21 protein-coding genes are annotated in these 19,935 nt (G+C 33.3%); 4 read left to right on the forward strand and 17 right to left on the reverse strand.

The genetic code is table 11. The annotated features are described in order from the left end of the window. Positions 1–113 precede the first annotated feature (113 nt). The gene (locus GQ40_RS05415; RefSeq protein WP_156115518.1) at positions 114–677 is read left to right on the forward strand and encodes a hypothetical protein; all 564 of its coding nucleotides are present in this window, start codon (positions 114–116) and stop codon (positions 675–677) included. Position 678: 1 nt separating this feature from the next. Here GQ40_RS05415 and GQ40_RS05420 read toward each other — a convergent pair whose 3' ends face one another. From GQ40_RS05420 to GQ40_RS05430, 3 genes are read right to left on the reverse strand one after another with little or no spacing between them, the layout of a single operon-like run. Continuing rightward, a complete protein-coding gene (locus GQ40_RS05420) occupies positions 679–2,208 on the reverse strand; it encodes a GH3 auxin-responsive promoter family protein (protein WP_047546444.1) in 1,530 nt (509 codons plus the stop codon). Between the two features lie 2 nt (positions 2,209–2,210). After that, positions 2,211–2,714 carry a pyridoxamine 5'-phosphate oxidase family protein gene (locus GQ40_RS05425; protein ID WP_047546446.1) on the reverse strand — a complete coding sequence of 168 codons (504 nt, stop codon included), beginning with the start codon at positions 2,712–2,714 and terminating at the stop codon, positions 2,211–2,213. A 23-nt stretch (positions 2,715–2,737) separates the two neighbouring features. Further along, on the reverse strand, positions 2,738–3,055 hold the full coding sequence (locus GQ40_RS05430; RefSeq protein WP_047546448.1) for a four-helix bundle copper-binding protein: 318 nt from the start codon (positions 3,053–3,055) through the stop codon (positions 2,738–2,740). Positions 3,056–3,351: 296 nt separating this feature from the next. Between GQ40_RS05430 and GQ40_RS05435 the strand changes: the two genes are divergently transcribed. The 3 genes from GQ40_RS05435 to GQ40_RS05445 are packed head-to-tail and all read left to right on the forward strand — an operon-like array spanning position 3,352 to position 5,617. After that, complete coding sequence (locus GQ40_RS05435) at positions 3,352–4,428, forward strand: endonuclease/exonuclease/phosphatase family protein (protein ID WP_047546450.1); 1,077 nt, start codon at positions 3,352–3,354, stop codon at positions 4,426–4,428. Beyond that, positions 4,425–4,934, forward strand: a complete 510-nt coding sequence (locus GQ40_RS05440) for a DUF421 domain-containing protein (RefSeq protein ID WP_047546453.1) — start codon at positions 4,425–4,427, stop codon at positions 4,932–4,934. The genes GQ40_RS05435 and GQ40_RS05440 overlap by 4 nt, the downstream gene beginning before the upstream one ends. 56 nt (positions 4,935–4,990) lie before the next feature. After that, a complete protein-coding gene (locus tag GQ40_RS05445; protein WP_047546455.1) occupies positions 4,991–5,617 on the forward strand; it encodes a LysE family translocator in 627 nt (208 codons plus the stop codon). Positions 5,618–5,625: 8 nt separating this feature from the next. Here GQ40_RS05445 and bshA read toward each other — a convergent pair whose 3' ends face one another. From bshA to GQ40_RS05510, 14 genes are all read right to left on the reverse strand, one after another. Further along, positions 5,626–6,750: an N-acetyl-alpha-D-glucosaminyl L-malate synthase BshA gene (gene bshA / locus GQ40_RS05450; RefSeq protein ID WP_047546457.1), complete on the reverse strand. Its 1,125-nt coding sequence runs from the start codon at positions 6,748–6,750 to the stop codon at positions 5,626–5,628. Positions 6,751–6,768: 18 nt separating this feature from the next. Further along, positions 6,769–9,720 (reverse strand): glycoside hydrolase family 3 N-terminal domain-containing protein, encoded by a 2,952-nt coding sequence (locus tag GQ40_RS05455; protein ID WP_047546459.1) that lies wholly within the window; start codon positions 9,718–9,720, stop codon positions 6,769–6,771. Positions 9,721–9,856: 136 nt separating this feature from the next. After that, the gene (locus GQ40_RS05460) at positions 9,857–10,513 is read right to left on the reverse strand and encodes a hypothetical protein (RefSeq protein WP_047546461.1); all 657 of its coding nucleotides are present in this window, start codon (positions 10,511–10,513) and stop codon (positions 9,857–9,859) included. A gap of 9 nt (positions 10,514–10,522) precedes the next feature. Next, positions 10,523–11,746: a phosphoserine phosphatase SerB gene (gene serB / locus GQ40_RS05465; protein ID WP_047551529.1), complete on the reverse strand. Its 1,224-nt coding sequence runs from the start codon at positions 11,744–11,746 to the stop codon at positions 10,523–10,525. Between the two features lie 66 nt (positions 11,747–11,812). Beyond that, a complete protein-coding gene (locus tag GQ40_RS05470) occupies positions 11,813–12,298 on the reverse strand; it encodes a hypothetical protein (RefSeq protein ID WP_047546462.1) in 486 nt (161 codons plus the stop codon). A 34-nt stretch (positions 12,299–12,332) separates the two neighbouring features. Further along, entirely contained in the window at positions 12,333–13,841 is a 1,509-nt protein-coding gene (locus GQ40_RS05475; RefSeq protein ID WP_047546464.1) for a PH domain-containing protein, read from the reverse strand. Then, positions 13,828–14,343, reverse strand: a complete 516-nt coding sequence (locus tag GQ40_RS05480; protein WP_047546467.1) for a PH domain-containing protein — start codon at positions 14,341–14,343, stop codon at positions 13,828–13,830. Before GQ40_RS05480 ends, GQ40_RS05475 begins: the two co-directional genes overlap by 14 nt. A gap of 32 nt (positions 14,344–14,375) precedes the next feature. Next, positions 14,376–15,050, reverse strand: a complete 675-nt coding sequence (locus tag GQ40_RS05485; RefSeq protein ID WP_047546468.1) for a hypothetical protein — start codon at positions 15,048–15,050, stop codon at positions 14,376–14,378. Beyond that, positions 15,043–15,264, reverse strand: coding sequence for a hypothetical protein (locus GQ40_RS17565; RefSeq protein ID WP_156115519.1), 222 nt, complete (start codon positions 15,262–15,264; stop codon positions 15,043–15,045). Before GQ40_RS17565 ends, GQ40_RS05485 begins: the two co-directional genes overlap by 8 nt. After that, positions 15,248–16,039, reverse strand: a complete 792-nt coding sequence (locus tag GQ40_RS05490) for a (Fe-S)-binding protein (protein ID WP_047546470.1) — start codon at positions 16,037–16,039, stop codon at positions 15,248–15,250. The genes GQ40_RS17565 and GQ40_RS05490 overlap by 17 nt, the downstream gene beginning before the upstream one ends. Before the next feature lie 64 nt (positions 16,040–16,103). Next, the gene (locus tag GQ40_RS05495; RefSeq protein ID WP_052184159.1) at positions 16,104–16,406 is read right to left on the reverse strand and encodes a hypothetical protein; all 303 of its coding nucleotides are present in this window, start codon (positions 16,404–16,406) and stop codon (positions 16,104–16,106) included. Positions 16,407–16,446: 40 nt separating this feature from the next. Continuing rightward, positions 16,447–17,775: a 4Fe-4S dicluster domain-containing protein gene (locus GQ40_RS05500; protein WP_047546471.1), complete on the reverse strand. Its 1,329-nt coding sequence runs from the start codon at positions 17,773–17,775 to the stop codon at positions 16,447–16,449. A gap of 14 nt (positions 17,776–17,789) precedes the next feature. Next, on the reverse strand, positions 17,790–18,743 hold the full coding sequence (locus GQ40_RS05505; protein ID WP_047546473.1) for an MlaD family protein: 954 nt from the start codon (positions 18,741–18,743) through the stop codon (positions 17,790–17,792). Between the two features lie 54 nt (positions 18,744–18,797). Next, positions 18,798–19,916 carry an N-acetylmuramoyl-L-alanine amidase gene (locus tag GQ40_RS05510; RefSeq protein ID WP_047546475.1) on the reverse strand — a complete coding sequence of 373 codons (1,119 nt, stop codon included), beginning with the start codon at positions 19,914–19,916 and terminating at the stop codon, positions 18,798–18,800. Positions 19,917–19,935: the final 19 nt, after the last annotated feature.

Raw genomic sequence — 19,935 nt, forward strand, 5'->3', positions numbered from 1 at the left:
TGATATGAGGTAACAATTGCATTAAATATTCTAATAACTATGAATAAATTTTGGTAAACTTATAATTCATGAAATTACCGTTTCAAATTTTAATTTTTATATCTAGCCTATTTATGAATTCACAACATATTATACCAGAATCTATAGAGACAGAAGTCAATAGAGCTTTAAGTTTTTATCCTGAATTAGATTCTATAAATATTACATTCAAATTCAAGAAAAACATAAAGAAATCGACCATGCAGGCTCGACCAACGTTTGGAAGTTTTTTCCGAAGACAGAAAAATCGTCGGTATATTATTTTAATTAGTGAAACGTTTAAAATTTCTGATACGACTTTTTTGACAAGGCATATCCCGTCAGATATTTTTATTGGATGGATTGGTCACGAGCTCGGTCATATCATGGATTACCAAGATCGAGGCAAATTGAATTTAATTTGGTTTGGAATAAAATATCTTTTATCTGATAATCATATTATTGAAGCAGAGCGTGCTGCAGATGGATTTGCAGTGACACACGGTATGGAAGATTATATTTTAAAAACCAAGGATTTTATTTTAAATCACGCCAAAATCACACCCTCTTATAAAAATAGGATTCAGAAATATTATCTGTCTCCAGAGGAAATTATGGAGTTGGTAAAAGAACGTGAAGAGAAACTTATATTAGATTAATCTACGAGTTCTCGGAAACAAAACCTTCCCAATCTGCAAATTTTTCTTCGTTCATCACGCGCTCCATTTTAACCTGTCCACCTTTTTTCTTATTTCTAGCGTTCCAGTCATAAAAGGTTTCCGGAGAAATTATTTTAACTTTTACGCCATTTAGAGCCTTACTTCGTGCCACTTTATAATTTTTATTGGCATTTTTAAGACTTTCATCCAAGGCATCTGCAATTTTAGATTCATCCAGACCCTTATCGTCAGATCCAATGTACCAAAAATGATAGAACTCATTGTCTTCTGCACGTTTTGCGCAAATGGTATATTCTGGAATTTTAATCCCAAATTTCTCTTCCAAATCGCTCATCGCATCATCCATTTTGTTCACAGATAATTGTGACCCAACGGTATTCAAGAAAAATTTTGTGCGTCCTGTAATCTTAATTTCTGCACGCTCAATATCCTTAAATTCAATGGTATCACCAATCAAATAACGCCAAGCACCACTTACTGTACTTATAACCAGAGCATAATCTTGATCTAACTGTACTTCACTTAAGGTCAATGCTGGAGCATCTTTTGTGAGTGATCCATCTTCATTGATATATTCAGGTTTGAATGAGACAAACTCAAAATAAATACCATTATCTGTATTAAGTTGCATAGCGTCGGTTTCTGGACGAACTTGGGTTGCAATATATCCTTCGGAAGCCAAATAAGTATCAATTACAGTAACCGGTTTACCCATTAGCGCTTGAAAACTTTTTTCGTAAGGACCAAAAGCCACACCACCAGAAGTATAAACCTGTAAATTTGGCCAGATTTCATGGATATTATTAAGATTGTGGTGTTCAATTACTTTTTTGATCATAAGTTCTATCCAAGAAGGAATACCGCTTAAGGCTCCAATATCCCAATCTCTTGCTCGCTCTGCAATACGCTGAACGCGATCGTCCCAATCATCAATTTTTGCGATTTCCTCTCCTGGCTTATAATAACTTCTAAACCAAGTTGGGATATTACTAGCTGTAATACCGCTAATTTCACCTTCTTTGTGGTCTTCTTTTTCAACTAAATCTGTAGAACTTCCCAACATCATGATTTCTTTTTCAAAGAAATCTGCTGGTAAGTCAAAATTATTTAAAGCAAAAACCTGTTTGATTCCTTCTTGTCTAATAGACTCGATCATATCATCTGTTACAGGAATTCTCTTGCTGGTTTTACCTGTTGTGCCAGAACTTAATGCAAAATAAGAAGGCTGTCCAGGCCATGTCACATCACTCTCATCTTCATGAAGTTTGTACCACCATTCATCATTGATTTTATTGTAATCAAAATAGGGAATAGTATTAGAAAATCTTTTTTGAATGTCTTCGGAATCTAATAATTCTGAAAATTTATAATGTTTTCCAAATTGTGTGTCTTTTGCTTTTTCAAGCATGTTCTCTAAGACTTCTGCTTGAGCCTCAATATGAGATATTTCCGAAGAAAATGTATCTTTTAATTGGATAAATCCTTTAATGATATTCCCTAAAATTGCCATAGTTATACTTTTAATTCTCCTTGATCGTTAGTGTCATCCTGTTCTCCAATAATTGCTGCTTTAGCCATTTTAAATATGGTAACCGCTTTGTTGTATTTTTGGTCCCAATAGTATGCATCTTTAATGGTGACGCAAAGTAGGGCTAAATTTGGATCATCTTTACCGCTAAACCACACTTTTAAGATGGATGACCAAAGCTCGTCAATTTTTTGTTTGTCTTCTAAAATATGAGCGACACCATATACCGATAAATATTCTTGATCACCTTGATTTGCATAGGTCAAATGAAGTCTGTTATCTTTTTCTAATTGTCTGTAATGCTCGCTATTTTTTCCCGTGAAAAACCATAGCTTACCATCTTCGTCAATTTCTTGTGTGGTCATTGGACATACTGAAAATGGCCGACTGTCCAATTTTGTTGCCATCATTGCCAGTTTATTATTGTCTAAAAACCCTCTAATTTTTTCGATAGCTTCTTGTCCTATTAAATTTTGTTGTTTTTCCATATATTTTATTTTTTTTGATTTTATTATGCTGCTATTTTTCGGCACTCATCTGCACATTTTCTGCAAGATTCTGCACAAGCTTTACAATGGTCATGATCGTGAGCTTCACAATGGTCTGCGCAGTAATCGCATAACTCGGCACATAATAGCGCATATTGTTTTACAAAAGCACTATCGCAAGCCATCATTTTAATACAGATATAGCAAGCATCAATACATTGTACACAACATTTTGGACAATCATTCATGCTTTCTTTTCCTGCCATTTGGGTTGAGCAATTTTGACATTCTACTAAGCAGGTTTGACATGCTTCTATACATGATTCATATTTGATATTCATAATTAATTGTGTTTAAATTATACTTTTTGAAGGTCTAAAAATCTAATTGATTTATATGATGCGAAAACAAAAAAAATTAACTCGTTTAGTTATAAAACCCTTTTATCATTTCATGTTTTTATGGTATATTTTTGATGACTAAAATTTCCGAAGTAGTGATTTTTTGAATTTTAATTTCTAATAAAAGAAACGAACTAAAAAATAAGGTTTCTAAACAAAAAACCTTTAACCCAATTGTTTATATTTTAAGAAAAATAAGATAATAACCGTATCTTGGAACCTCAAAACCAACCAACTTGAAAAAATCAAAATTAAAAACCGCCTTAATTATTTTTGGCATTATAGCCATTATCTTAACATTAATGCCTTTTGTACCTTTTGATTATTGGTGGATTCGCATGTTTGATTTTCCTCATTTACAGCTTACGTTTATTACTTTTGCTGCTATTTTATTCTACATCTTCAAATTTGATTTTAAAGCCTGGAAAGATTATATATTTATAGGAATCTTGATTTTATGTTCAATTTTTCAGTTTAGCAAAATTTATCCTTACACCAAGTTTGCTGATTTTGAGGTTCTAAATTCAGAAAAAAAAGAATCTCAGCTCACCATTTTCACGTCTAATGTGTTACAAAAAAATGACGAATTTGATCTTTTAACATCAATGTTCAATGATAAGGATGCTGACATCATGCTTTTTACAGAAACTCACAGAGATTGGATGAGAGCGATAAAAAACGCTTTAGATCCATCTTACAAAAGCCAAGTAGAAGTGCCCTTAAGCAACACTTACGGGATGCTTTTATATTCTAAATTAGAGTTGTTTGACACAGAGGTCAAATATATGGTTAGTGATAGCGTGCCCTCAATTCATACAAAAGTCAAATTGAGCAGCAATGACACCATACAATTATACGCCATTCACCCTACTCCACCAATGCCTCAGGAAAACCCGAAATCTACAGATAGGGATGCGGAGATGATGATGATTGCAAAATTAGCGCTGGACTCAAAATATCCAGTTGTCGTTATTGGGGATTTTAATGATGTAGCCTGGTCACAAACCTCAAAACTATTTCAGCGTGTGAGCAGATTGTTAGACCTAAGAAAAGGGAGAGGATTATACAATACCTACAATGCAGATAGTTATTTGATGCGATGGCCTTTAGACCATATTTTTATTTCAAGTGATTTTAAACTTAATAACGTAGAACTTTGTGAGGATATGAATTCTGATCATTTTCCATTATTTACAGATTTAAGTTTTGAACCCAGAGATCGTGACAGTCAAAAACCACCTTATCCTTCAAAAGAAGATTTAAAATCTGCAGAAGACCAAATACAAAAATTTAAAGAAAAAGATAACAGATGAAAGAATGGTTTACAATTACTTCGGAAAGTTTAATAGCCATTATACTTACAGGCATCGGGATATATATAGCATTAGTAATAGTCACAAGAATAAGCGGGAAACGAAGTTTCTCTAAATTATCCAGTTTTGACTTTGCCATCACTGTAGCTATAGGTTCTATTATGGCTACTGTAATCATATCAAAATCTGTATCGTTACTACAAGGCATCATCGGGTTGTTTATACTTTATGTGATACAAATGATTGTAGCGTATGCCAGAAGATGGGAGTTCGTAAGAAAAATAATGGATAACAAACCTACACTACTTATGAAAGACGGGAAGATTATTGAAGGCAGTCTTAAAAAATGTAAGGTTACCGAATCTGACTTAAAAGCAAAATTACGAGAAGCCAATGTTATCCAATTAAGCGAGGTTAAAGCTGTTGTTTTTGAATCTACTGGAGATATTTCTGTACTTCATGGTTCTAGTGATAAAGTTTTAGATGATTGGATTATGGACTTTTAAAACTTACCATAACTTTACCAACTAAAGGGTTTATCATTTTTTGAACAAAAATAACTATGAATTTTCTTATCTGTATACTTTTAGGATTTGTTATTGCTGCCTCTGGCAGTATCACGCCAAGTTATTTAAATATGACGGTTGTGAAATTCAGTTTAAAATCAAGTAGGAAATCTGCTTTTTATTTGATTGGAGGTTTTGCTACAGTGCTGTTTTTTCAAGCCAATATTGGCGCGTATCTATCAAATGTGTTGATGGAAAACTCGGAATATATTACAACAATTCAAAAAATTGGGACAGGTATTCTTATTCTACTATCTATCAATTTTTTTAGATTACATTTTAAGTCAAAAAAGCAATTAAAGAAAATTGAAATCAAAAAATCCAAAGCCTATTTTCAAGGTATTGGATTGTCTTTACTCAATACAATAGCCATTCCTTTCTATTTCACAGCCATATCATTTTTAATTGGCTTAGAGTATTTTGAATATTCTTTTTTGAATGGTTTTTATTTTTCAATTGGCTCCACAATTGGTTCATTTACGCTATATGGATTGTACGCCATAGTTGCCAGTAAAATCGAACATAAATTAACCTTTATAGCCAATAAAATGAATTTTATAATTGGATGCTTAACTGGTATTGTTGGAATTGGTAATTTAATATATTTATTACAAGGCTCTTAAAACGTCATTCATTTCTTTAAAGTCTGCTCATAAATAGCTTCGTATTGAGGTACTACCTCATGAATTCCAAAATGTTTTGAAATGGTAACAGCTCCAGCCTTGAATGTATTCAATCGATCGTTGTCACTTAAAATATGAAGTGCATTTTTTGCCATATCATCAACATCATTGATTTCGCTTAAAAACCCAGAAACACCATGTACGTTAACTTCTGGTATTCCACCTGTATTACTTGAAATAACAGGTACTCCAGATGCCATGGCTTCTAACGCTGAAAGCCCAAAACTTTCGGTTAATGATGGTAATAGAAACAAATCACTAAAACAGAGTATTTTATCTATTTCGTTACTGTTTCCGAAGAAAACCACTTTATCACTAATTCCCAATTTTTTACAGAGACGCTCTGCTGGCTCACGCTCAGGTCCTTCACCAACCATCATAAGTTTTGCAGGAATTTGTTTTTGGATCTTATCAAAAATCTTAATGACATCAGGTATTTGCTTGACCTCTCTAAAATTACTAATGTGTGTAATGATCTTCTCGTCATCCTTTGCCATCATTGCGCGTTGACAATCGGTAAACTTTGGTGCGTATTTTTCTAAATCTATAAAGTTTGGAACGACGTGAATGTCTTTTTTAATATCAAACAAGCGCATCGTATCCTCTTTTAAACTCTTGGAAACTGAGGTTACAGCATCTGATTTATTGATACTAAATGTCACTGCAGGTTTGTAAAATGGATGACTCCCAACTAAGGTTATATCTGTACCGTGAAGCGTGGTTACGATTGGTACGTAAATACCTTCTTCCTGCAACATTTTTTTAGCCATATAGGCTGCATAAGCATGTGGAATTGCGTAATGTACATGTAAAACCTCTATTTTGTGGAGCTTTACCATATCTACCAATTTGCTAGATAAAGCCAGCTCGTAAGGCTGGTATAAAAACAAAGGATATTCTGGAACAGTTACTTCGTGATAATGCACATTGTTACTCAATAATTCTAAGCGTACTGGCTGACTGTAGGTGATAAAATGAATTTCATGACCTCGTTTGGACAATTCTAATCCTAACTCTGTAGCAACAACACCACTTCCTCCAAATGTTGGGTAACATACTATTCCTATTCGCATTATTTTTTAAATTTTGTGTTATTTGCTTTGCGCTATATCTTTAATATCGTCTTCTTTAATTATCGCTTCGTAGATTAAACGCTGTATGTCTGTTCTTATATTTTCTCTTAACAAGAGATTTGTTTCTGCTTTAGGATATGTTCTATTTGCCAAGAACACATACACAATTTCCTCATCTGGATCTGCCCAGGCATAAGTTCCAGTAAAACCAGAATGCCCAAAACTCTTCATTGACACACAACCACAGGTTGGACCCTCTACTCCTAATTGAGGTTTGTCGAAACCAATTCCTCTCCTTACACCTTTATTTCTATAATAAGTTGTGTTGAACTTATCTACAGTTTCTGGCTTTAAATAGCGTTTACCTCCATAATAGCCTTTTTGAAGGTACATTTGCATAATTTTTGCTACGTCATTTGCATTACTAAAGACGCCTGCATGACCACCTACTCCATTTTGCATTGCAGCGCCCATGTCATGCACATAACCATGCACTTCCTTGTATCTGTAATAATCGTCAATTTCCGTAGGAACAAGGTTTTTATCAGAGAATTGTGATGCAGGATTATAGGTGGTATAATTAGCTCCCAAAGATTTGTAAAAGTGATCTTGCACCAACTCATCTAAAGGTTTTTTATAATAGCCTTCTATATATTTTTTCAGAATATAATATGGCAAATCGCTGTACCTATAACGCTGGGTTGATAACAAGTCGGTTTCTTTTATGATTTTTTGGATGGAATCTGGATAATCATTCCGAAGAAACATTTGATCAGTAATCTTTATATTAAAGTTAGGCGTTTCACTTCGTCTGTAATATTTTGGATCTGGTTTTTTTGTTGCGCTATCTAGCGTTGCCACATAAAAAGGAATCCAAGGTCGAAGTCTCGCATAATGAGATAACATTTGTTTTATCGTAACATTTTTTTTGTTGGTGCCAGCAAATTCTGGTAAAATCTTAGATAACTTGGTATCTAATGACAGTGCTTTCTTTTCTTCAAGCTCCATTAACAAAGGCAATGTTGCTAAAATTTTTGTGAGTGAAGCGACATCATACATGTCATCAAATTTCACAGGATCTGATCCCTCATACGTGTGTTTTCCAAAGTTTTTACTATAGACTACCTTTCCTTTTCTAGCCACCAAAAGTTGAATACCTGGCGTCATTTTTTTATCTACTGCGTATTGAGCTATAGAGTCCAGCTTATTTAATTTTGCAGTGCTCATCCCAACGCTTTCTGCCAAACCATAACTTAGTGATTGATCTGCTGTATATTTAATCCCTTCTCCTGCTTCAAAATGTTCTCCAATTGATACCGGGATATTTCCTTTTGCTGCAATACCGCCAAATAGGACCTGTGCAGATTTTTGCTGTGAAATATCACTGTTTTGATAACTCATGACAATACCTTCTATGTTTTCTATACTCAACATATCTATCATGGCATAAGGTCTTGCAAACACATCTAAAATCACATTGTTTGTTCTTGCAATCTCATAAAGCCAAACCAGCTCCTTGTCTGTAAATTGATAGTCTTGCCACGGATTGTCGTTTTTTTTATGGAATCCAACAATAACAGTGTTATAATTTTGAAGTTTTGTAATAAGTTCATCCAAAAGATCTGCTTTGATCATATGAACTTTGGTATACTTTTTAAGTTCATCGAAAAAAACCGAACCATCACTATCACCAAGCTCCACATAGGCTATTTTCTTGGTTTCTAAATTCCGAAGTGGTAAAATATTAGATTTATTTTTCAGTACCGTAATTGAAGCCTCCATAAGTTCCTCATACAGTAGATCATCACTTAAACGATTTAAATCCTCCATTAAAGTAGCAGTTCCGATAGGTTCATAGTTGTTAAGACCTACCTTATATTTTGCCATCAATATTTTCTTTACTGAATGTGCTAAGCGATCTTCAGTAATATCTTTATTGTTATAAGCTTCAATGATTTTTTCAATCCCTTTTGGTACATCTTCGGAAATGAGCAAAACATCATTTCCAGACTTTAATGCAGCCAAATCGATATCTCCGGGAGTACTATAATTAGAAACACCTTTCATTTCTAAAGCATCAGTAAAAATAAGACCTTTAAAACCTAACGTGTCTTTTAAAATATCTGTTACAATATGCTTTGACAAAGATGACGGAAAACCATCTCTTGGCTCCAGACTTGGCACATTTAAATGAGCAACCATAACACTGGACAATCCTTCTTTAATCAGTTTTTTGTAAGGATATAACTCAATAGAATCTATTCGTTTTTCATTAAAATTAATGGTTGGCAACGTTTTATGTGAGTCACTATCTGTATCACCATGACCGGGAAAATGCTTGGCATTAGCCAATACTCCAGCATCTTGCATCCCTTTCATAAACGCAGAAGCCTTATCTGTAACATTATCACGATCTTCCCCAAAAGAACGGTTTCCAATTATCGGATTTTTTGGATTGGTATTGATATCTACAACTGGAGCAAAATTAAAATGTACTCCAATACGTTTACAATGCTCACCAATATAATAACCCGTTCTTTCTACTAAAGTATTGTCGTTTATAGCGCCTAAAGTCATATTCCAAGGAAATGCGTAGGTAGAATCCAAACGCATGCTTAAACCCCATTCCGCATCCATACCAATCAACAAAGGCGTTTTGGAAATAGCTTGATACAAATTATTTTGTTTAGCTTGGGCAACGGGACCTCCTGTAGAAAAGATCAATCCGCCAATATGGTAATCGTTTATAAGTTTCGCAACTTCATTTTGATTTGATTTTTTTTCGTCGGAAAACGCTCTAACCATAAACAATTGCCCAACTTTTTCCTCAAGTGACATCGCATTGTACGTACTATCTACCCATTTTTTTTGGGCCTGAAGATTTTTATGTGCTAACGGATGATCTGCTGTTTGAGAGAATCCATAAGAGATAAAAGTGAAACATAAAATAAGGGACAATATATATCGCATAAAATAAAGGTCTTTGAGAGTTGTTCTATATGATAAGAACTAAAAACTATGCCAAATTAGTATTTTTGGGATGAAGAATAAAATACTTTAAGATAGATTTATAAAGAAGTTTGTAAACAAAGGAAATTATAGCAATCTATCGTTTAAAAAAACTTGAGATTTTGTTTAATATTGATGAAGATTCAAGATTTAGAGGATTCTCGTTATAAGATAGATTTTCATCTAAATTTTCTAATGCATCTCTAGCTTCTTCTCTAACTTCGGGTTGTTTTGCGTTTTCTGCCAAATGCTTCATGCGAGAGATCCAAACACTTACTTCTTTAATATCATCATCTTCATCGTATTCTATTAAAAACCAATCGATTAAATTCAAAAGTTGGAGATTCAGTTTTTCTTCATTGTCAATATGCAGCTCAGATGTAATGTAATCTATGATTTCAATATATATTGTTTCATCTTTAGAATAGATATCCTCGGTCTCAATATCCTCTAAAACCTCAATATATTCTGCTTTGATTTTCTTTGCTTTTGCTAAAGTGATCACTCGCTTCACTTCCTCTAATAATAATGTATTATGAGCAACAGAAAACTCAGATAATGCTTCATAAACAATACTTAAACTAGAAAACTCTTTAGGTAAAGTATTGATACAGTATTGTTTGATTTTATCGGGATTCTCATTCGCGAAATTCACCAAATCCTTAGAAAAACGTCTATTAGTTTTTTCTTCCGAAGCTATCCATTTGCTAAGTTGGTCTTTTTCGTGGAATTTTAATTGTTCTATAATATCCATAACATTTATTTATTCCATCAAATCAATATGGCGATCATGATAACCTAAAAGATACAAAACACCATCCAATCCTATACTCGAAATTGAACTCTGCGCATTGTCCTTAACGGTTGGTTTTGCATGAAAAGCAATCCCTAAACCTGCAAGATTAAGCATTGGCAAATCGTTTGCACCATCACCAACTGCAATGGTTTGGTCAATATGGATACCTTCTTTTTTAGCTATTTCTTTGAGGTATTCTGCTTTTTTATTTCCGTCAACAATATCGCCAAGATAACCACCAGTTAAAATACCATCTTTTATTTCTAATTGATTAGCGTATACGTAATCTATCCCTAATTCCTTTTGGAGATAATGACCAAAATATGTAAAACCACCAGATAAGATGGCAGTTTTAAAACCATAAGTCTTTAATGTGTCTATCAAACGTTTAGCTCCTTTGGTAATTGGTAAGTTTATTGCAACATCATGAAGCACTTCTTCTCTCAAGCCTTTAAGCAGTTTCATTCGTTTTTTGAAACTCTCATTAAAATCTATTTCACCTTGCATGGCAGACTCTGTAATGGCCTTTACTTCATCTCCAACACCAGCAAGCTCTGCCAATTTATCAATCACTTCTGCCTGGATTAATGTAGAATCCATATCAAAACAAACCAAACGACGGTTTCGTCGGTAAATATTATCTTCTTGAAATGCGATATCAACATCTAAATCTCTAGAAATCTGCAAGAATTTTTTAGTGACTTTTTCTTTATCATCAATTTTACCTCTAACTGATAATTGGATCGAAGAACGTGGATAATCTATGTGGTTTGCAAGTGAAATACGACCAGTTAATCTTTTAATAGCATCAATATTCAAATTGATTTCTGAAATTACTTTTGTCACTTCGGAAATTTGAACAGCAGATAATTTTTCGCCTAAAACAGTGATGATATATTTATCCTTACCTTGTTGATTTACCCAGTTCTCATAATTCTCTAAAGTAATTGGGCTAAACTTTGCAGTAATTCCCAATTCGTAAGATTTAAATAGCAGTTCCTTTAATACAGAGGCAGAATTTGCTCCAGACTTCACCTCAAATAACATCCCTAAAGATAATGTATCGTGAATATTTGCCTGACCAATATCTAAAATATTGGCATCGTATTGTGCCAAAACACTGGTTAAACTAGAGGTTAATCCCGGTTTATCCTGTCCGGAGATATTCATTAAAAATATCTCGTTAGACATTATGTTTTCCTCTAAATCTTTTAAAACAGGCTCTTTACTTTTATTCATTATAAGCGTTTCTAATTTTTATTTTAAAAACCTACTGTGCCAGCTTTCACTTGCTGGAACCTCCCAGTTTTCTCTAAACTCTGCAATGTTATTTACCAGATTATTAAAAACAATCGTGTTTTTTGAAACCGCTTTTTCCTTTGCCATTTTTTTAAAATCAAGTAACGTTTTATGGGCTATATAGTCACCTTGCTTATATGACACATTCATTTTATCCATCAAATCTACATTGTAATCTTTTTCTAATTGTTGGATAAAATGAACAGAAGCATCAATACTGCAGCCTGTTGCATTATTTAAATTTTGATTTAACGCTATTACTATAAATCGCTTATATTCAATAGTATAACCAGACTGCAAATTGCTACCGTGAGCAGTCCAAGTTTCTATAAACATGTTTAATTTTTCTTTTATTTCTATAAGTTCTTCTTCCGAAAATGACCTGTTGGCTTGATAAATCCAAACGCGTGATTCTTCGGGAAGTGTATTGAAATCTACTAACATAATTTTAAGTTTTCCTAGTTGCGAAAATACAATTTTACATCCAATCCCTGTCTTGGGATTCTACCTTAAATAATAAGTAATCGCAAATTGTTTTGGCATCGGTTTCTAAAATATAGGGTATTTTAATTTTTTTTGATGCTGTAGAAATGTAAACCGATGCTATTTGTTTTTTCTTCTGAAAAATGGACTGTTTGATTTCTACAGCTTGTATTTTATGAATTTCCAGAATATTTGTTATGGTATCTATAAATCCGCTACCAATCGTAATACACTCGTCATCTATTTTGTAATAGGCTTTTTTGAAAGTTATTTGAACAAAAATTATCGCAAATAAAATAAAAGCGAGATTACTGATCCATATCCAATTTCCGAAGATAAAATAACTGGGAATATTTATAATAACACCTAAAACCAACATTTTTAGTGCTAACAACCGTTTGTAGTATGGTCTAGGTTTTTTTGATTCACTATTACTCCTGTAATTTGGTATAAGTTTATCAACCAAATGCGAAACCTGATCTTTTTCTAAGGCAATGATCACAAAGTTTTTACGCTGCTTAGCGTTAACCATTGCCTGTTTTACAGATAGCGTATGAAGTCCAAAATAACGTTTGATTCTGTTGGTTTTTATGACAATATTCTGAATTCGGCTCGGTGTTAAACTAAGTGACATTTTATTAAACAAACCTTTATTGATCTCTATCGTTTTTTGGTTTTCTACAACTTCTAAATTAAAATTGGTAATCACCGTTTTAATCACTGAAAAAAGCATTGAAATAAGAATTGCCAGAATGATAACCGCAAGATTGAGGATTATGATATTAAGGATACTTTTTTCATCTAAATGAATGTTTTCCTCGATACGTTCTCTAAGTCTTAAGTTTTGAGTGTAATCCCTAAACTCGTAATACAATCCAAAAACAAAGGAGGTTATAATTATAAAGCTTTTAAAATGATTTTGAGAAATACCCTCTAATAATAGTCGTTTCAAAGATACTTTAAAGAAAATATTGCTCTTTTCTTCTTCTTCAGTATCCTCAAACTCATTATTTAAAATTTGTTTGGCAGTCTTAGTAAACAGTTCTTTTTTTAATTGTAGAGCTGTTGATTTATCTAAGGCCTTAATTGAAATTTCGGACTTACTATCTCCTGCTGTTTCTATATTTAAGGATACAACGTTTATGATTTGTTGCAAAAAATTCTGTTTGATGTAAACATTTTGAATTTTTGACTTCGGAATTACAGTATTGTCCTTATTAAAAATACCTGTAGAAAGATGAAAATCGTCTTTACTCAAATAAAATTTAAAATTTAAATACTTTAAGACCGCAACAATAAATAGTACAATTAAAATTCCTGCGAATATAAGCACAATGGTCTCAGTGCTTAAATTAGCAAACGATTTTTTTCTAACTAATGATAGACCAAAAGCTATAAATAGAACAAAAAAACGTTTTACAAATTTGTAGGCATTGAATGCGAAAATGATAATGATTCCTTTTGAAGATTGCCTGATTGGTTGTGAAAAATCAATTGTCTTCATTTACTTTCTCACTTAAGTAGTCATTAATTTTCTTGGCTTCTTCATGAGGTAAACCATCAATACTCAAATCACTTCCAGATTCTCCCGCAGTAAAAATCTTAAGTGTAGAAAGATTGAATTTTCTTGCGAGCCAACTTCTTGACTCTTCAATATGTTGAATTCTAGAAATAGGAACTGTTGTTATAGAATTTACCAAAAGCCCCTTTGCGTAAATAACATCTTGTTCTCTAATGGCATATTTTCTTTTTTTAAAAGCTAATAAGGCCAAAACAAAATTTATGATACAGAAAAATAAAACAAAGCCAAGTGCAAACGGAAAAATAGCTTGATAGGACTCTTTTTGAACCATAAATTTACCTGCTACCACAACACCTATAAGAAATGTATAGAGTAACAGTTTATTTAAAATGATAATCTTTAAATAGTGTTCTGAAATTGGCTTTAGTTGTACAGCATCTATTTTTGGTAATAAATCAACTTCTATTTGTTGGTTTTCAAACATAAGATCTGTGCTGTAAGTTTTTTTATTAAAATTTAATCTTCTATAATTTCTAAGTAGATAATCACTTTCTTTTTGACATAACGACTCTCACTGAGGTCATAATAGTCTCCTTCTCTAAAATAAATCCTAAAATCTTTCTTTAAATTGGATTTTTTCAATAATTGGGCACCTTCAAATTGTGTTGATACAATCAAAGTATGTTTTTTATCAAAGGCATCAACAACTTCTACATAAGAAATAACATCATTATTTATAGACACTATTTTACCTTCAATATTTAAATCATTCTCATTTTTTGGTGCTGGGGGTGGTGGTGGTGGAATATTGCCATAATCATATTCGTCATCATCTTCCATAATAAATTCTTCAAGTTGTCCTTCGGAAAATAGCGACATAAAATCACTATAGCATGTTGAAATCATTAATAGCCCTACTTCTTCACCTATAGCTTCGAAATCTCCAAATCCTTTATCTGCAAAAGCTTTTGATTTACTTTTATGGTTATTATAACTTTTGATCAAGCATAAGCCTAATCCCATTTTTTTATGATCTAATGATTTTTCTGGGCTTAAAAGTGTTTTATCCTCTTTTATGCACGTACAGGTGTCATCGGTAATAAGTTGTAATACTTCATCTTTAGATAAATCTTGACCGTAATTTATGGCAACCAAGAAAAACGAAACTAGCGTTAGGATGTATTTATTCATGCCTCTTATTATGTTTTTTGAAATTTCGGTAGGTAAGAAAACTGTACATTACAAAACCGAAAATGAAGTAAAATACTGGTCTGGTCCAAGAGAATTCTTTTCCGAAGAAATGATCAAATAAGGTGACCACAATTGAAAATATAATACCTCCAATCAATCCTGCGGTTATAACTCTCTTTTTACTTATTTCTGGCATATTATAGATCTTGGGCATTAGCAATCAATTCTGCAATATCCATAACCTCAATTTCCGCTTCTTTTTCTTTGTTTTTTACGCCATCTGTCATCATCGTGTTACAAAACGGACAACCTGCTGCTATGATTTGAGGTTTCACTTCCAGAGCTTGCTCTGTACGCTCAATATTAACTTCTTTATCACCTGGCTCAGCATCCTTAAACATTTGCGCTCCTCCTGCTCCACAACATAATCCGCGAGATTTGCAACTTTTCATTTCAACCAATTCTGCATCCAATTTTCTTATTAAATCTCTTGGTGCCTCATAAACATTATTTGCACGACCTAAATAACAAGGGTCATGAAATGTGATTCGCTTTCCTTTATATTGACCACCTTCTATGGTTAATCGACCTTCAGTTAGCAACGATTTTAAAAATTGTGTGTGGTGCATAACTTCGTAACTACCGCCTAGTCCTGGATATTCGTTTTTTATAGTATTGAAACAGTGCGGACAAGCAGTCACAATTTTTTTTATCTCATAAGCGTTCATGACCTCTATATTAGTGACAGCCTGCATTTGAAACAAAAATTCATTACCTGCTCTTTTTGCAGGATCTCCTGTACAGCTTTCTTCGGTTCCCAAAACTGCAAATTCTACATTAGCCTTGTTTAATATTTTCACAAAAGCCTTAGTGATTTTTTTTGCTCTGTCATCAAAGCTTCCTGCGCATCCTACCCAAAATAATACTTCGGGTTGTTTACCAGCTGCCATAAATTCTGCCATTGTTGGCACTTTGAGTAATTCGCTCATAATTTTTATGTGTTATTTGACCAATATTTTTATCTAAACAATATAGATTTTTAATTGGTTAAATTTATTCTTCTTCTTTTATTGCTGCAAAATCCTTTTTAGCAATTCTTATATAAATAGCGAGCTTTTTATCGCCTTCTTTAACTCTGTTTTTTGGATCGTAGCTTTCTGTTTTAGCTCTTCTCATGGCTTCTTCACCGATGACTTCTTTTTGGAGGTCTGTACAATAGTCACATAATACATTAATCAATTTAATATCCTTGATTTCATTATTACGAAACTCAATACGTGTATAAGATTTTATTTGTAAAGAATCTTTTCTATAAGACTGCGCGCTTAGAAGCATGCTATTAAGTAAAAAGCTCATTAGAATAATGGGTTTATATTTCCGAAGAAAAAAATCCAAATTATTCGTTTTTCCAGTTTAAGCGATCCATTTGATTATATGGCCAAGGTGCTCCATTATTTTCAATGTTACCCATCATGTTGTTGAGTTCCATTGGTGCTGCACTCTGCTCCATCACTAAATATTGACGCATCTGCATGATGATATTCAACGGATCAATACTCACAGGACAGGCTTCTACGCAGGCATTACAACTTGTACATGCCCAAAGTTCTTCTTTTAAAATATAATCTCCCAATAGCTGTTTACCGTCATCTTTAAATTCTCCTTTATTGGCATCGATGTTTTTTCCTACCTCCTCAAGACGATCACGTGTGTCCATCATGATTTTTCGAGGTGATAATTTTTTTCCTGTCATATTTGCTGGACATTCGCTAGTGCAACGTCCACACTCTGTACACGTATATGCATTTAACAAATTAACCCAACTTAAATCCTGCACGTCACTTGCTCCAAATTTTGCTGGAACTGCATCATCTTCACCTTCTGGAGCTGCAGCAAATGGATCTACGTTTGGATCCATCATCATTTTTACCTCGTTGGTGACTGCTTCTAAATTATCGAACTGTCCTTTAAGATTTAATTTTCCGTAGTAAGTATTTGGAAACGCTAAAAGGATGTGTAAATGTTTCGAGAAATATAAATAGTTCAAAAATATTATAATACCAAGTATGTGTAACCACCAGGCTGTTCTTTCTATTATGATTAATGTAGCATTTGAAAGTCCGTCGAAAAGAGGTAACAACCATTGACTGATTGGGAACGAACCTGCTGTATGATAGCCTTCAGCTCCATTGAGTTGAAGTTGAAGATCAGCACCATTCATAATTAAGAACAAGCACATTAATACGACCTCAAAGTATAAAATGATGTTGGCATCATTTTTTGGCCAACCTGTCATTTCCCTAGCCATAAAACGCTTGAGCTTTATAATATTTCGTCTAATCAAAAAGATAATTACAGATACTAAAACGCCAAATGCCAACAGCTCAAAAGAACCTATTAAAATATCATAAATTTGTCCTGCTCCAGAAAAAATACGGTGTTCTCCCGTAAGTCCATCAATAATAATCTCAAGGACTTCTATATTAATAACCACAAAACCAACATATACTATAATGTGAAGAAAACCAGCAATTGGTCTTTTTACCATTTTGCTTTGACCCAAAGCTATTCTCGCCATGTTTCTCCAGCGTTGAGGCTTATCATCACTCACATCTACATCTCGACCTAATTTAATATTACGCCAAAGTTTTCTAACATTATTTGCAAAATATCCAATGCCAATAACTAGTGCTATGGCGAATATGATTTGTGGTAAAAAGCTCATATTGGGTTGGTTTATTAGTCTTTATCTTCTATTTCGTTTCCGTCTGCGTCGTAACGTTTGGGTTTTTTTCCGAAGATAGAAAAATGTACATATCGTTTAGGATTCAATTTCATATCCTCTAAAAGTTGTTCCATTTGCAATGCTGCACCTTCTAGATTTTGATACAATCCTTCGTCTTTTAATAGCTTGCCAACAGAGCCTTCACCGTTTTCAATACTCACCATCAAGTTGTTAACGGTATTAATTGTATTGTCCAATTTTTCGACTGTTTTTGATAACTGAACATCTTTAAGGTCATTTGTTATCACAGCTAATCCTTGAGTTATAGAATCAAAGTTTGTAAGTACAGAACTTAGCTTCTCGTCATTTTTCTTTATTAAATTATTTACGGAATAAGATACCGCTTTAAACGATTTCATAGTTTCGTTTAGCTCTTTGATAGCGTTTTTCAAACCAGCTTCAGTATCATCTATGACGAGTCTATTGAGGTTTAACAGCAATGAGTCTGCAGAGGAAAGTGTCGTGTCTAAATTATTGCTAACATCTGAAAATGTTTCAGTGAGGTTAGATACGAGGTCTTCTTCAACTTCCGAAGCTAAAAAATCACCTGGTTTTGCTGGTGCTCCTTGTTCACTTACCATGATCTCCAGTGCATTTCCTCCCATCAACCCGGTTTTGTAAAGCTTCACTTTTGTTTCCTTAGAAAAAGAAAGCTGGTCATCTACAGTAAAGGATACACGGGTTTTGCCTGTATCAAAATTATAAATGATTTCTTGAATTTTACCAACGCTATTACCTTTTACGGTAACTGGAGACGACTTGCTAAGTGCGTTGTAATCAAATTCTGTATAATATGTATCGTCAGTCTCAAATAGATTTTTACCATTCAGGTAATTAATCAAAAAAACCATTAGTAAAATACCCGAAAGTACGAGTATGGCTGTTTTTACTTCTCTTGAAATTTTCAAATTTTACAATTTTGGGTTATAACAAAATTAAGAATAATAATGTAAAGAATGCTTCTAATTAGATGATGATTTTAATGCTTCGGAAACATCTATTTTTTTTCCGTCCTTGTAAGCGACAACAAAACAGTCTTTATATCCTTTAGACAGAGCTTCTGCTTGAAATTGTTTTATTTTAGTATAGTCTGAAGTGTAGCCATAAAAATACTTGTAGATCTCACCAACTTTATCTCTAGAAACATCTGAAAGACCTTTGAAATTATAGGATTTTGGCGCTATTTCTTTTGAGCTGGCAGCAATTTGAACCTTGAATACTACATTCTCGATAATTTGTGGTTCATCTGCTAATACAATGTCTTTGTCGTCCACTTTTATTTGATATATATTATCGCCAACATTTTGCTCAACAAATCCCTTATAGCCTAAAATTGCTTTTTTTATACCAGAAGCCATTTTAGATTGACCTGCTTTAGTGTTTAAGAATTTACCTTCTGAATTATTTGTTAAGAATCCAACTTCTATAAGCACACTTGGCATATACGTATTATGCAACACCCACAAACTTGCTTGTTTTAAACCTCTACTTTTGCGGTTGAGTTCTTTTTCAAAATTATCTTCTACCATTCTTGCCAACTTGATACTGTTCTCTGTGTACTCTTCTTGCAGGAAACTCAGCGTGATAAGAGATTCTGGTGAGTTTGGATCAAAACCTTCGTAGTGTTTCTCATAATCTGCCTCAAGAAAAATTACTTCGTTCTCTTTTTTAGCGATTTCCATATTCCTTTTTGTATTCGCAACACCTAATACAAATGTTTCTGTACCAGATGCTTGGGAGTGATGAGCGTTACAATGCACAGATACAAATAAATCTGCATCGGCATCGTTTGCTATTTTTGCTCTCCCACGTAAGGTTACAAACACATCCTTTTCTCTTGTATAAATGACTTTAATGTCCTTGTTTTTCCCTAACTCTTTACCAACCTCTAGTACGATGTTAAGAGCAATGTCTTTTTCTTTATGCCCATTTCCCAAATTACCAGAATCATGACCTCCATGACCTGCGTCCAAGACCACAACGAATTTATCTTTGTTTTTTTGAAATGCGTGAGCAGATGTTAAAATACTGGTAAATAAAAAGCTTACCAATACGATTATATAAAGTGATACCGTTTTCATACGTGTTTAACGTTTAATC

Origin of the sequence: Psychroserpens sp. Hel_I_66 (genome assembly GCF_000799465.1) — a bacterium.
GTDB lineage: Bacteria > Bacteroidota > Bacteroidia > Flavobacteriales > Flavobacteriaceae > Psychroserpens.